General features: G+C 64.1%; 11 protein-coding genes. 1 reads left to right on the top strand and 10 read right to left on the bottom strand.

All coding sequences use genetic code 11. The annotated features are described in order from the left end of the window. Positions 1-31: 31 nt before the first annotated feature. From CWO91_RS16960 to CWO91_RS16935, 6 genes are all read right to left on the bottom strand, one after another. Positions 32-754: an SDR family NAD(P)-dependent oxidoreductase gene (locus tag CWO91_RS16960; RefSeq protein ID WP_130214562.1), complete on the bottom strand. Its 723-nt coding sequence runs from the start codon at positions 752-754 to the stop codon at positions 32-34. Then, the gene (locus CWO91_RS16955) at positions 747-2,129 is read right to left on the bottom strand and encodes a class I adenylate-forming enzyme family protein (protein WP_165405504.1); all 1,383 of its coding nucleotides are present in this window, start codon (positions 2,127-2,129) and stop codon (positions 747-749) included. The genes CWO91_RS16960 and CWO91_RS16955 overlap by 8 nt, the downstream gene beginning before the upstream one ends. After that, a complete protein-coding gene (locus tag CWO91_RS16950; protein WP_130214558.1) occupies positions 2,116-2,361 on the bottom strand; it encodes an acyl carrier protein in 246 nt (81 codons plus the stop codon). The genes CWO91_RS16955 and CWO91_RS16950 overlap by 14 nt, the downstream gene beginning before the upstream one ends. 146 nt (positions 2,362-2,507) lie before the next feature. Next, positions 2,508-4,322 carry a long-chain-acyl-CoA synthetase gene (locus CWO91_RS16945; RefSeq protein ID WP_130214556.1) on the bottom strand — a complete coding sequence of 605 codons (1,815 nt, stop codon included), beginning with the start codon at positions 4,320-4,322 and terminating at the stop codon, positions 2,508-2,510. Positions 4,323-4,569: 247 nt separating this feature from the next. Further along, a complete protein-coding gene (locus tag CWO91_RS16940; RefSeq protein ID WP_130214554.1) occupies positions 4,570-4,830 on the bottom strand; it encodes a DUF3551 domain-containing protein in 261 nt (86 codons plus the stop codon). A gap of 34 nt (positions 4,831-4,864) precedes the next feature. Next, positions 4,865-5,143, bottom strand: coding sequence for a DUF3551 domain-containing protein (locus CWO91_RS16935; protein WP_130214624.1), 279 nt, complete (start codon positions 5,141-5,143; stop codon positions 4,865-4,867). A 423-nt stretch (positions 5,144-5,566) separates the two neighbouring features. Between CWO91_RS16935 and CWO91_RS16930 the strand changes: the two genes are divergently transcribed. Then, entirely contained in the window at positions 5,567-8,701 is a 3,135-nt protein-coding gene (locus tag CWO91_RS16930; protein ID WP_130214552.1) for a multidrug efflux RND transporter permease subunit, read from the top strand. 147 nt (positions 8,702-8,848) lie between these two features. Here the strand turns inward: CWO91_RS16930 and htpG are convergent, their stop codons facing one another. The 4 genes from htpG to CWO91_RS16910 form a co-directional block, all read right to left on the bottom strand. Then, positions 8,849-10,726, bottom strand: a complete 1,878-nt coding sequence (htpG, locus tag CWO91_RS16925) for a molecular chaperone HtpG (RefSeq protein ID WP_130214550.1) — start codon at positions 10,724-10,726, stop codon at positions 8,849-8,851. Positions 10,727-10,852: 126 nt separating this feature from the next. After that, positions 10,853-11,284 (bottom strand): hypothetical protein, encoded by a 432-nt coding sequence (locus tag CWO91_RS16920; protein WP_128939958.1) that lies wholly within the window; start codon positions 11,282-11,284, stop codon positions 10,853-10,855. Positions 11,285-11,533: 249 nt separating this feature from the next. Continuing rightward, complete coding sequence (locus tag CWO91_RS16915) at positions 11,534-12,148, bottom strand: nuclear transport factor 2 family protein (RefSeq protein WP_130214548.1); 615 nt, start codon at positions 12,146-12,148, stop codon at positions 11,534-11,536. A 146-nt stretch (positions 12,149-12,294) separates the two neighbouring features. Next, positions 12,295-13,101, bottom strand: a complete 807-nt coding sequence (locus CWO91_RS16910; protein ID WP_164934704.1) for a response regulator — start codon at positions 13,099-13,101, stop codon at positions 12,295-12,297. Positions 13,102-13,306 lie beyond the last annotated feature (205 nt).

Here is a 13,306-nt window from a genome sequence, read left to right as displayed (position 1 = left end):
GGATCGACTCTATTGCGGCGGCAGAGTTCCGCTACGCCGTATTCCCCGCGTCGATCGTGAAGACGGTGCCGGTGACGTTGCGGCCGCCCTCGCCGAGCAGATATTCCACCATGCGCGCGACGTCATCGGTCTCGGGCAGGCGGCGCAGCGCGCTGCGGCCGGCGATGCGCTTGCGTCCTTCGTCGGAGAGATTGTGCGTCAACTCGGTGTCGATGAATCCCGGCGCGATCGCATTCACGGTGATACCGAGCTTGCCGACCTCGCGCGCCAGCGAGCGGGTGAAGCCGGTCGCGGCCGCCTTGGTGGCGCCATAGACCGAGAGGCCGTTATAGCCGGTGGTGGCGATGATCGAGGAGATGTTGATGATGCGGCCGGCGCCATCGGCCATCATCTGCCGCGCGACATATTTAGTGAGGATGATGGGCGACAGCACGTTGAGCTGCACCAGCGCCTCGATCTCGGAATTGTGCATGGTCGCGAGCAGGCCTTCGGTGCCGAGGCCGGCATTGTTGACGAGGCCGTAGATCGGGCCGAATTCGTCGCGGACAAGCTTTGCAAAGGCCGGGATCGCATCGATCACGACGAGATCGCAGGCGCGAAAATGCAGGCGTCCCTCAGACGCGGCGATCCCGGCCTTGAGCTCCTCGCTCTCGCGCCGTGCGGCCGCAATCACATTGAAGCCGGCGCCGGCGAGGCGACTTGCGATCGCAAGGCCAATGCCGCGGCTGCCGCCGGTGACGAGAACATTATGCATCGGTGCGCGCCAGTTTGCCGGCCGGGGTGACGTCGAGCGCCTCGACGAAGCGGATCACCGCCGGCACCTTGTGCGAGGCGAGCTGGGCGCGGCACAGGTCCAGGATCTGGTCGCGGATCTCTTTCGCGCGGGCGGGATCGGAGCCGTCGGCGAGGATCACGTCGGCGACAACGATGCCGCCTGTGATCGGGCTGCGGCGGGATTTGGCCCGCGACATCCGCACGTCGGGATGGCGGTTGATCGTCGCCTCGATCTCCTCGGGGTGAACCTTCAGTCCGCCGATATTGATGATGCCGCCGCGACGACCGACGAAATAATAGCGATCGCCGCGCAGCTCGACGATGTCGCCGCTGTCGACAAACCCGTCGTCATCGGTGAGCGCGGCAGCGTTGCGGCCAATGTAAGCGTGCGCGGTGCGCGTCGAGCGGATGCGCAGCGAGCCGTCGACCACCTTCATCTCGACACCATTGCGGTTGCCAAGATAGTCAGCCGGAAAACCCTCAAGCCCGTCATTGACAGCGAAGCCGACGCCGGCCTCGGTCGAGGCATAGGCATGACCGACGGAGGCCTTGGGGAATGCCGCCTTCAGGCCGTCCAGCACCGCTTGATCGGCGATCTCGCCGGAGAGACGAACGTAACCCGGCGCGAACTGCGCGGCCGAGCCGCTCATCAGGAGCTTGCGCCAGTGCGAAGGCGTGCCGGAGATATGCGAGACGCCGCGCGCATTCAGCCGCGCGACGTGGTCGGCCAATGCCTCATGCGGGTCCGACAGCACCATGGAGCCGCCGGAGAGGATGGCGCGGAGGAAGATTTGCAGGCCGCCATAGCGGCGGATGTCGTAGAACGTGGCCCACACCGGCGCAGGTCCGCGCGCGGGGCCTTCGGCGACGATTGCGCCGGTGAGTGCTTCCAGCGTGTGCCCGGCGATCTTGGGCACGCCCGACGTACCCGAGGTCAGCATCAGCCATTCCGTGGCACGTTCGGTCTTCGCCGGCGCGGCCGCTTCGAGCGGTAAGTGTGCGGTGACAATGAGCGCGACGCCGGTGTTGGCCCAGCGATCCGGCTCGTCAGTAACGACGGCATCGATCCCGGCATCCGCAATCAACGCGTCGAGATGCGCCGGGTTGAGGTCGGGCGGGCACAGCAGCATGCGACGGGCGATGCCGTCGAGCTCGATCATGGCAAGGCCGGACCGGAGCTGGTCGGACAGCCTGAGCAGCACGCAGCGGCCAGACAATTCGCGCAGGCGGCCGCCGAGGACCGTCTGCGACAGGATGTCCGTCAGCGACACGCTCGTCTGCGCATCCGACAGTGTGCGGCCCTTCAGCTCCGCGCCGAGATGGTCGCGAAGCGCAAAGATCTCACGCGGGGACATTTTCGTAGGCCCGCACGAAATCGCCCACGGTGGCGGGGAACGCTGCGTCCTCGGAAATGGTGAAGGGATCGACGCCGGTCTCGTCCTCGAGGCGCGCAACCAGAATCGCGAAGGCGAGCGAGTCGAGGCCTGTCTCGTGCAGGGACAGATCGTCCGAGAGTGCGGGAAGCGTGACGTGCTGTTCCTTGGCGATCTGCTGGATCGCTTCAATGACCTTAGACCTTACCGACATAGCTGGCTCGCTTGTTGTTATCGATCGTTCGCGTTGCGGCGGCTCTTGCTGGCCGCCTCCCCATGGCCGTTTGTTTACCCGACAGAAGTAAATGGCTTCTTGGACAATTCAGATAAAATTGGACCTATCTGCGCTTTTTCGCAGCGTTACAACCTGATCGCGCCGTCGTTAATTTGGGCATAGGCCTCGGCATCCATCGCGACATAGGCGCCGGATTTCGGATCGAGCATGAGCAGCGGATCCGCTATCGCTTCCGGATCGAAACCTTCGCACGCGAGGTCGCCCTTCTTCTGCTTGAAGGTCTCGGTCGCATCGATCTCGCAAGAGATGCGAATGAAAACGGGACGGGCATAGGCCGGCAGGCGCTGCGCGAGATGGGCGGGCAGTGCGGCGATGTCAAAGCCCTCATTCACGACAAGCGCGCTCATGCCGGCGCGGCCGTCGGTGCCGGGGATGCTGATGCCGTAGGTGGTGGCATCGATCACGCCGGTGAAATCGCGCACGGCATCGTTCACCTCCGACGTCGCGACGTTCTCGCCCTTCCAGCGGAAAGTGTCGCCGATGCGGTCGACGAAGTGGAAGAAGCCCTTGTCGTCGAGGCGCATCAGGTCGCCGGTGCGGAACCAGGCATCGCCCCTGGCAAAGACGTCGCGCAGGATCTTCTTCTCGGTCTCGCCCGCGTCGGTATAGCCCTCGAAACGGCCGCCGCCCTGGTCCGCGGTACCGATGCGGCCGATCGCTTCCCCGGCCTCGCCACGAACGCAGGCGATGCAAAAGCCCTCTTCGTTGCGCAATGGCGCGCCGCCGTCGGGATCGAGCTTGACGAGACTCGCGGGAAAGCGATGCGCGAGCAGCGGCGGGATGCGGCCGATCGCGCCCGGCTGGCCCTCGACGTTGAACAGCGAGAAATTACCCTCGGTCGCAGCATAGAACTCGAGGATGCGGGGAATCGAAAAGCGCGCCTGAAAGTCTTCCCAGATGTCGCCACGCAGGCCGTTGCCGCAGACGAGCCGCAGACGATGCCGGTTCTCATATTCCGACGGCGGTGCCTTGAGCAGATAACGGCAGAGCTCGCCGATATACTGGAACAGCGTGCAGTCATGCCGGACGATGTCGGACCAGAAATGCGAGGCCGAAAACTTCTCCGCAATCACCACCGAGCCGCCGGCAGCCAGCATGCTGCAGGGCGCGACGATGCCGCCGACCGAATGGAACAGCGGCAGGCAATCGTAGAGCCGGTCCTGGGGTGTCGCGCCGGTGAGGCCGGCGAACCAAAAGCCCCAATTGAGGATACGGCGGTGACTGATGCTGGCGGCCTTCGGCAAGCCCGTGGTGCCCGAGGTATAGATCAGCAGCGCGCGGTCATCGATGGTGACGTTGCCATGTTCGTTCGGCGAGAGCGCTCCATCGTCGAGCGCGGCCAGCGCCACGTCGATCGCACGTTCGCCGCGGGCATCGCCATGGGCCCAGACCTTTGCGTCCGTCTTCAGATACGGCGCTGCGCTGTCCCACATCTCCATCAGCTCATGCGCAACGATGACATGCGACGGCTTTGCGACGTCGACGCAATGTGCGAGCGATTGCCCAATGAGCTTGGTGTTGATCAGCGCGGCCACGCCGCCGACACGGCTGATGCCGAGCCAGGCCGCGACATAATCGATGCCATTCGGCATGATCAGAGCAACGGTGTCGCCCTTGGCGACGCCAGCCGACCGAGCCCAGCGCGCATAGCGGTTGATCCTCTTCGACAGACCTTCGTAATCGAGAGTGGCATCGTCGGTCACGAGCGCTGCGCGATCGGGCTGGCGCTGCGCCCAATCGTCAACGACGTCCGCAAACAGACGACCCGGCAGCGTCTCGATCCGCGCGGTGAGCTCGATCGCCTTCAGCCAGATTTTCGAAGCCGAGGGGGCGCGCGCGGCTTTCGGTTGCTCGAGGACACCGGTGGTCATGCCGTTAATTCTTTCGGAACGTGTCTGCTGATCCGGCAGCTTAGCCCGCGCGCCCTGCCCAGATGTTAAGAGACAGGATAAAACCCCGTTAGTGCGGGATTAACGCTAGCGATCCTTTACCAAGCCGGTGGGATCGGCGGCATGCTGACGGCCGAGACGATCGCTGGCGCAAGATGGTGGAGTTGTCGGGGATCAGGAAGGGCTAGCGGCAAGCCCCAGGCGAGACCGAGCGGCAATCCGCCCGGCGCTAACCGTTTCACCTGTAACGCGGGCGCGTTGCCGGGACGTTGACGGGAAAGTACGGATTGAGATCGCAAGTTGCGGCGCGGCCCGACGCCGTGGCGCGGCACTGCGGTACCGAGACGAAGGAACACTCGTACCAGTCCCCGCCGCCGCCGTTCGAGCCGGAATAGACGTGCATGCAGACGGGGTAGCGCGGATCGAAGGTCTGCGCATGCGACGGCGCGGCCAACAGCAAGGCACCCAAAGTCACGATCAGGCCGAGTGAGTGGCGCATGAAAACTGTCCTCGGAAGTCGCATCGCGGAAGCGCTAGTATACCTTCTTGTGGCGCCGGCGTGGCGGCGGCGGTTCATCGAAAGCGTAGTAGGGATTGACGTCGCAGCTCGCGGAGCGGCCCGAGGCCGTGGCGCGGCACTGCGGCAAGGAGGTGAAAGAGCAGTCGTAATAATCGCCGCCGCCACCGGCGAAGCCGCCGGGCGTATAGACATGCATGCATACCGGGTAGCGCGGATCGTAGGTCTGGGCGCTCGCATCTGACGCCACGAACAGCGTGGCAATGGCGGTGAGGGTCAGGATCGGCAGGCGCATCGGGCAGTCCTCGAATCGTGGCAACGGCACGCATTGTTCCATTTTGATATGGCACAACAACGCGGAAGAAGCGATTGTTCCTGTTCATACCTCTCCCGCTTGTGACACGCGCCGAAACGGATGAGACACGGCGCTGCAACCACGCAAAAGCGGAAAAGAACTCCGTTTCCGGCCTGCACAGAGCGCATATCTCACGACAGCATTCCTTCGACAAAGGTCGCAAGCATCCGGAGCAGGAATCCGTTCGCAGGCTGCCGCGATCGGACTAGTCTTTCGATTACAACGCTGGCCCCGGACCAACGGCGTTCCAGGGCAATCAATAAACATATGGGCTGAAGGAAACGCACATTCGCGCTCGGGCTCTCGAGCGCGGCTCCGCCATGCGCGGGGAAAGATGCGCCGGCCGGTCTGCAGGCTCAGGGCATGCAAGAGAGCTTTTCGTCTCCCTTCATCCGTTACCCGATCGGCACCTCGCTGCTGATGGCGGGCATCCTGTTCGTAGGCCTCGTGGCCTATCCTCTGCTGCCGGTTGCACCGCTACCCCAGGTCGACTTTCCCACCATCCAGGTCTCCGCATCGCTTCCGGGCGGCAGCCCCGAAACCATGGCCTCCTCGGTGGCACAGCCGCTCGAACGCCAGCTCGCGCAAATCCCCGGCATCACGCAGATGACCTCGACGAGCTCGCTGGGCTCGGCGTCGATCACCATCCAGTTCGATCTCAACCGCCTGATCGACGCCGCCGCCAATGACGTGCAGGCCGCGATCAACGCGGCGAGCGGACAGTTGCCGAAGAATCTGCCCTCGCCGCCGACCTATCGCAAGGTCAACCCGGCGGACTCGCCGATCATGATCCTGTCGGCGACCTCCGACACGCTACCGCTGACCACGGTCAGCGACCGCACCGACGCCCAGCTCGCCCAGCAGATCAGCCAGATCCCCGGCGTGGCGCAGGTGTTCGTCGGCGGTCAGCAAAAACCCTCGGTGCGCATCCAGATCGATCCGACCAAGCTCGTCGCCAAGGGATTGTCGCTGGAGGACGTTCGCAGCCAGATCGCGACCGCCACCGCGGACAGCCCGAAGGGCAACATCGACGGTACGCGCCGCTCCTATACCATCTACGCCAACGATCAGCTGCTCGAGGCCGAGCACTGGAGGGACGTCATCGTCGCCTACCGCAACGGCGCGCCTTTACGGATCCGCGACATCGGCGAGGCCGTGGCCGGCCCGGAGGACATGAAGACCGCGGCCTGGGCCGACGGCAAGCGCGGCGTGTTCCTGGTCATCTTCAAGCAACCCGGCGCCAACGTCATCGAGACCGTCGACCGCATCAAGGAGAAACTGCCGCGGCTGATCGCGGCGATCCCGCCCGCGATCAAGATCAAGATCATCAGCGATCGCACCATCACCATCCGCGCCGCGGTCGATGACGTGCAGATCACGCTCATGATCACCATCGCGCTCGTGGTGATGGTGATCTTCATTTTCCTGCGCAGCTTCTGGGCCACGATAATCCCGAGCATCACGGTTCCGCTGGCTCTGCTCGGCGCCTGCTCGCTGATGTGGGTGTTCGGCTATTCGCTGGACAATCTCTCGCTGATGGCGCTGACCATTGCGGTCGGCTTCGTGGTCGACGATGCCATCGTGATGCTGGAGAACATCACGCGCTATGTCGAGCGGGGCGAAAGCCCACTCGCCGCGGCGTACAAGGGCGCCGCCGAGATCGGCTTCACCATCGTTTCCATCAGCATCTCGCTGGTTGCCGTGCTGATCCCGCTGCTGCTGATGGGTGGCATCATCGGGCGGCTGTTCCGCGAATTCGCGGTGACGCTATCGATGGCGATCTTGGTTTCGCTCGTGGTGTCGCTGACCCTGACGCCGATGATGGCCTCGCGCTTCCTGCGCGCCGACCACGAGGCGCGGCGCGGCCGCTTCTACCAGTGGAGCGAGCGGATGTTCGAGCGCCTGCTCGACGCTTACGAACGCGGGCTGGACCTCGCCCTGCGGCACAGCTTCGTCACGCTTCTCATCTTCTTCGGCACCGTCGCGCTCTCGGCGCTGCTGTTCATCGTGATCCCGAAGGGCTTCTTCCCGCAGCAGGATAACGGCTTCCTCACCGCGGTGTCCGAGATGCCCCAGGACATCTCCTTCACCGAGATGAAGCGCCGGCAGGAGGAGCTCAATGCCATCGTGCAGGCCGACCCTGCCGTCGACTCCATTGCGATGTTCATCGGCGGCGGCGGCACGGCGCTGAATTCGGGGCGCATGTATATCACTCTGAAGCCGATCGGTGAGCGCGATGCCAGCGCACAGCAGATTATCGCGAGGTTGCGGCCAAAACTCGCCGAAGTCGAGGGCGCACGCCTCTATATGCAGGCCTCGCAGGACGTGCGGCTCGGAGGGCGCGCCACCCGCACACAGTTCGAGTTCACGCTCCAGGACGCCAATCTCGCCGAGCTGAACGAATGGGCGCCAAAGATCCTGGCCGGCATGAGAGGCCTGCCGCAACTGCGCGACGTCGCCACCGACCAGCAGACCGAGGGCACGACGCTGCAGCTTAGGATCAATCGCGACACCGCCGCACGCTACGGCATCCAGCCGCAATTGATCGACGACACGCTCTACGACGCCTTCGGCCAGCGCCAGGTCGCGCAGTATTTCACCCAGACCAACAGCTATCACGTCGTGCTCGAGATCACGCCGGCGCTGCAGGGGCAGCTCGAGACGCTCGAGAAGCTCTACATCAAATCGCCGCTCACCGGCGAGCAGGTGCCGCTCTCGGTGATCTGCAACTGGACCAACGTGCCGGTGCGGCCGCTCGCGATCGCGCATCAGGGCCAGTTTCCGGCGGTCACGATCAGCTTCAACCTTGCCGAAGGCGTGGCCTTGGGACAGGCGACCGATGCCGTGCTGCGCGCGGTCAGCACGATGGGCGCGCCGCCGACGCTATCGACGAGCTTCCAGGGCACCGCGCAGGCGTTCCAGCAATCGCTCGGCACCGTGCCGATGCTGATCCTCGCGGCGCTCGTCGTCGTGTATCTCGTGCTGGGCGTGCTCTACGAGAGTTACATCCACCCACTGACCATCCTGTCCACGCTGCCGTCGGCCGGCGTCGGCGCGATCGCGATCCTGATGATCTTCGGCTTCGACTTCAGCCTCATCGCCCTGATCGGGGTCATTCTGCTGATCGGCATCGTCAAGAAGAACGGGATCATGATGGTGGACTTTGCCATCGTCGCCGAGCGCGAGCAGCATTTGACGCCTGAGCAGTCGATCCGCCAGGCCGCGCTGCTGCGCTTCCGTCCGATCATGATGACGACAATGGCGGCCCTGCTCGGCGGCGTGCCGCTGATGCTCGGCCACGGCACCGGCGCCGAGATCCGGCAGCCGCTCGGCTATGCCATGGTCGGCGGCCTTCTGGTGAGCCAGGCCCTGACGCTGTTCACGACCCCCATCGTCTATCTCTACCTCGACCGCTTCTCCAACCTGCTTTCGCGCTGGATGGAGGGAAAGCCGGAGGCGGAGGCAGCTGGTGACAAGCAGAAGGATGCGGCGGAGTGAGCAATGCTGTGAGGAGCACGAGCGAGCGACGTTCGAGATCGTCATGGCCGGGCTTGTCCCGGCCATCCACGTAGAGCCGCATGTGAGCAAGGACGTGGATGCCCGGGACAAGCCCGGGCATGACGATCGAGGAAGCAGTAATTCCGCCTATCCGCCCAGTCCCTGCAACACCAGCCGGTTCAACCTCGCCGCAAACGCTGCCGGATCTTCCGGCAATTCGCCGTCCAGGATCTGGGCCTGTTCGAGCAGCAGTAAGCTGAGATCGTCGACGTCGCTCGAGCCGGCCTGCGCCTTGGTGATCGCGCTCACCAGCGGATGGCGCAGATTGATCTCGAGGATCGGCTTGGTCTTCATGCCCCGGTTCTGCTGCGCCAGAATGCGCTCCAGCTCGCGGCTCGGCCCCTGGCTGTCGGCGACCAGGCAGGAGGCCGAGTTGGTGAGGCGCGTCGAGGCCTTGACGTCGCTAACGCGCTCGCCGAGTGCGGCCTTGATTACCGCGATGGTAGCGGCTTCATCCGCCTCAGGCTCATCCTTCTTCGCCTCGTCCTCGTCGTCGAGGCGCGGGATCAGGTCGAGATTGAGATCGCCCTGGCTCAGCGATTTCAGCGGCTTGCCGTCGAACTCCGAGGGCATCGAGGTCCAGAAGGCGTCGACGGGATCGGACAGCAGCAGCACCTCGATGCCGCGCGCAGTCGCGGCCTCGAGCCGCGGATTGGACTTCAGCCGCTCGATGCTGTCGCCGACGAGATAATAGATCTCGGTCTGGTTCGGCTTGAAATCGGCGATAACCTGCCTCAGCGACCGCTTTTCACCCGACGTCGTGGTGAAGCGCGACAGCGCCAGCAGCTTTTCGCGACGCTCGAAATCCTCGTAGATGCCTTCCTTCAGCACCGCGCCGAAGGCGTCCCAGATCTTGGCAAAATTCTCCGCGTCCTTCTCGGCGAGGCTTTCGAGCTCGGACACGACGCGGGTCGCCACGGCTTTGCGGATCTGCGCGAGCTGCGGATTATTCTGCAGCATCTCGCGGGAGATGTTGAGCGGGAGATCCTCGCTGTCGACGACGCCACGGATGAAGCGGAGGTAGCCCGGCAGCAGATCAGCATCATCGGTGATGAAGACCCGGCGGACGTAGAGTTTGACGCGGCCCTTACGGTTCGGCTCGAACAGGTCGAACGGTTTCGTCGAGGGTGCGAACAGCAGCACGGCGTAGGAATAGCGGCCCTCGGCGCGGTAGTGCAGCGTCATCGCGGGATCGTCGAAGGCGGAGGCGATCTGCTGATAGGCCTTCTTGTAATCGTCTGCCGTCAGCTCGGATTTCGAGCGCTGCCACAGCGCGCTTGCCGAATTGATCTGGCGCGGCTCGCCCTCGCCAGGCACGAGCTCGATGGGAAACAGGATGTTGTCGGAATAGGCACCGACGATGCGCTCGATCTCGTAGGTCTCGAGATATTTCTTGGCGTCGTCCTTGAGGTGCAGGACGATCTCGGTGCCGCGGGCCACGCGCGCCGCGTCCTCGTCGCTGGCGCGAGCGATCTCGAATCCGGAGCCGCCGGAAGACGTCCAGGTCCAGACGTCACTCTCACCGGCGCGGCGGCTGACCACGTCGATCTTCTCGGCGACCATGAAGGCGGAATAGAAGCCGACGCCGAACTGGCCGATCAGCCCGAGGCCGTCCTTGGCTTCCTTCAGCTTGGACACGAACGCCTTGGTGCCGGAGCGGGCGATGGTGCCGAGATGATCGATCAGCTCCTGCCGCTCCATACCGATGCCGTTGTCGGCGACCGTGAGCGTACCGACCGACTTGTTCGGGATGATGCGGATCTTGAGCGCGTCGCCCTCACCGAGCAGGTCCGGACTGGCGATCGCCTCGTAGCGCAGCTTGTCGCAGGCATCGGAGGCATTGGAGATGAGCTCGCGGAGGAAGATGTCGGTTTCCGAATAAACGGCGTGCACCATGAGGTGCAGCAGTTCGGAAACTTCGGCCTGGAAAGGCTGCGTGTGCACAGCCGTATCTGACGTCGTCATGCGCTTACCCGGTCAAATCAAAGGGAAGGAACCCGGATATAGCGCGATGAAACGGCGGATCAAGAGGATGTGAAGGCTCTGCCGCAAGTCGCGACAGAGCAGCCTTGGTCGGACCAATGGCGCGGATCAGGTCACACAGCGGCCGGGCTGGAGCAGCTTGGCGATCTCGGTCAGGGAACTGACCATCGGCTCGCAGGCGATCGTCGGCTTGCTGCGGCCCTGCTTCTGGTTCTTCTGGTTCTGGAGCAGCACCGGCGGCTTGGCATTGCCGGTTTCGATCACCGCGGGGACCCGCAACAGCACCGACGTGTCGGCAAGATCGTTGAGCCGCATCGACACGGTGCGGGTGGCGACCGGTGCCGGCTTGATCTCGCCGAGCCGGTCGGCCTTGCCGGCACGATTGACGTTGTGGCTCGGGGCGAAGTTTGAGCTCTGGCTGGAGATGTCGGCGACCGCCTGCCAGCGGTCGGCCAAATCATGGCCGGAGGCCAGTTGCACGGCACCCAGCGTGGCGGCAATCGCGACGGCGCCCAAAAATACCTTTTGAATCTGTGACATGGCTATGGATCCCTCGCCCCATGGCGATCGCGGGAACAACGCGGGCGGAGGATCAGGGGTTCTTGGCCGTTACGATCACTTAACCGTGTGCGAAAAATGCCGGAGGCCCGCAAAATATTTCGCAAGGCGTGGAACGACTTTTGCGGACGGGAGTCGTCTCAGCAGCCGGCTATTCCCCCCTGCCCCATAAGCCGGCGACGTAGGGCGCGACTGTGGTGATGCCAGTCGCGCCTTACTTTTATCTGGGGCTCACTTTTGCGTCGCGTTATTTGGCGGTCCCGCCAGCCAGTCCCGCCCCTCGTCATAGAGCTTCTCGACTTCGGGTCCGGTGAGGCCCGGCATGTCGCGCTTGACCTTGTAGCCGATCAGCTCCTGCATATAGGCGAGGTGGCGGTAGCCTTCGGGGAGCGCGGCGAGCGCTTTCTGGTCGAGCTGAAGCGTCGCGGCGGGATCGACCGGATCGATCCGGTCCTTCTCGTAGATCGGCTGGCGGCGGACGATGCCCCATTGGCCCTGCCGCTTCTCCAGGAAATCGTAGAAGCGGCCGGTGCAGATGACGTCGCAGAGCACGTCGTGCACCAAAGCCCGCTGCGAGATCGTCATCTTGGTCTGTGCGATGGCCCGCTCACCGCTGAGGTCGATGCTGGTGCCGCCGAGGAAATGCAGGATGCGCACCCCCTTGGCGAAGCCCTCCTGGCTGACGCGCATGAAATCCCGCGCTGGCCCCTGAAACCAGGTGGCGGACATCCAGCCTTCTTCATGCCAGACCGTCGCAAAGCGCTCCCAGTCACCGGCGTCGCGCCACACCGCCCAGTTCTCGACGAGGTCGCGGATGGCGAGGCGATCGAGCAGCTGCGGGTCCATGAGCACATCTCCGATTGTGTCGATGCACGAGGTTTGAGCGGCGAACGCGATGCCGTCAAGCGCCGCAAGCGAACACGAAAAATCCGGCGCGCCTTGCAGCACGCCGGATTAAATGCGTTACGAACGCTCAGACTACAGGCGCATCGTTACGCCGCCGGCGCCTTGGGCGTGCGGTTGCGCGAGTTGCGCTGGAAGAACAGGGCCTGGCTCGCCACCGCCGATACCATCGCGGGCTGGAACGGCTTTGAGATCAGGAATGCCGGCTCGGGACGCTCGCCGGTGAGGAAGCGCTCGGGATAGGCGGTGATGAACACCACCGGCACCTCGAAGGTGCGGAGCAGCTCGTTGACGGCGTCCAGGCCCGACGAGCCGTCGGCGAGCTGGATGTCGGCGAGGATCAGGCCGGGCCGCCTGTTCTTGGCCAGCGCCACCGCATCGGCATGGGTGCGCGCGACGCCGACGACGTTGTGGCCGAGATTCTTCACCAGGCTCTCGAGGTCCATGGCGATGAAGGTCTCGTCCTCGATGATCAGCACGTCGGTGGCGATCTCGGCCGCCATCTCGCGTCCGGCAGCGTCCGCGAGCCGCCGCGTCTCACCCACGTCGGTGCCGAGGATGAAGGCGACTTCCTCTTCCGAAAAGCCCTCGAGCGACAGCAGCAGGAAGGCCTGCCGCGGCAGAGGCGTGATGTTCGACAACCGCCGCTCCGGCGGCATCGGCAAGGTCGTCACCTCGGCATCGTCGTTGACGGAGACGGAATTCCATATCTGGGTGAAGAGCCGGAACAGGCCGGCGCGCGGCCCATGACTCTCGTCGAGCACCGACGGATCGCCAAGCATGGCTTCCAACATGGCTGCGACATAGGCGTCACCGGAGGCCTGGCTGCCCGTCAGGGCGCGTGCGTACCGGCGCAACAACGGCAAGTGTTCAGCAACAAGCTGTGAACGGGACATCCCCACTCCATTCATCTTCGGGCCAGACTTGAGGTTACCCTGAGGTCAGCGTTACGCGGGGGGCCCGGGTTCCCCTGCTCGGCTGATTACGCCTCAGCTTGAGAAAAGTTCCGTATTGGGCGGAACTTTTTCTCGCAACCCGCATTGAGCCTATCCAGGGAACGGCTCCCGGTTGAGAAAAATTCTCGATTTTACAGTCACTTAA

Source organism: Bradyrhizobium genosp. SA-3 (assembly GCF_004212635.1).
GTDB lineage: Bacteria > Pseudomonadota > Alphaproteobacteria > Rhizobiales > Xanthobacteraceae > Bradyrhizobium.
The sequence above is the reverse complement of the archived record's forward strand: the minus strand, read 5'-3'. Positions and strand labels throughout refer to the sequence as shown.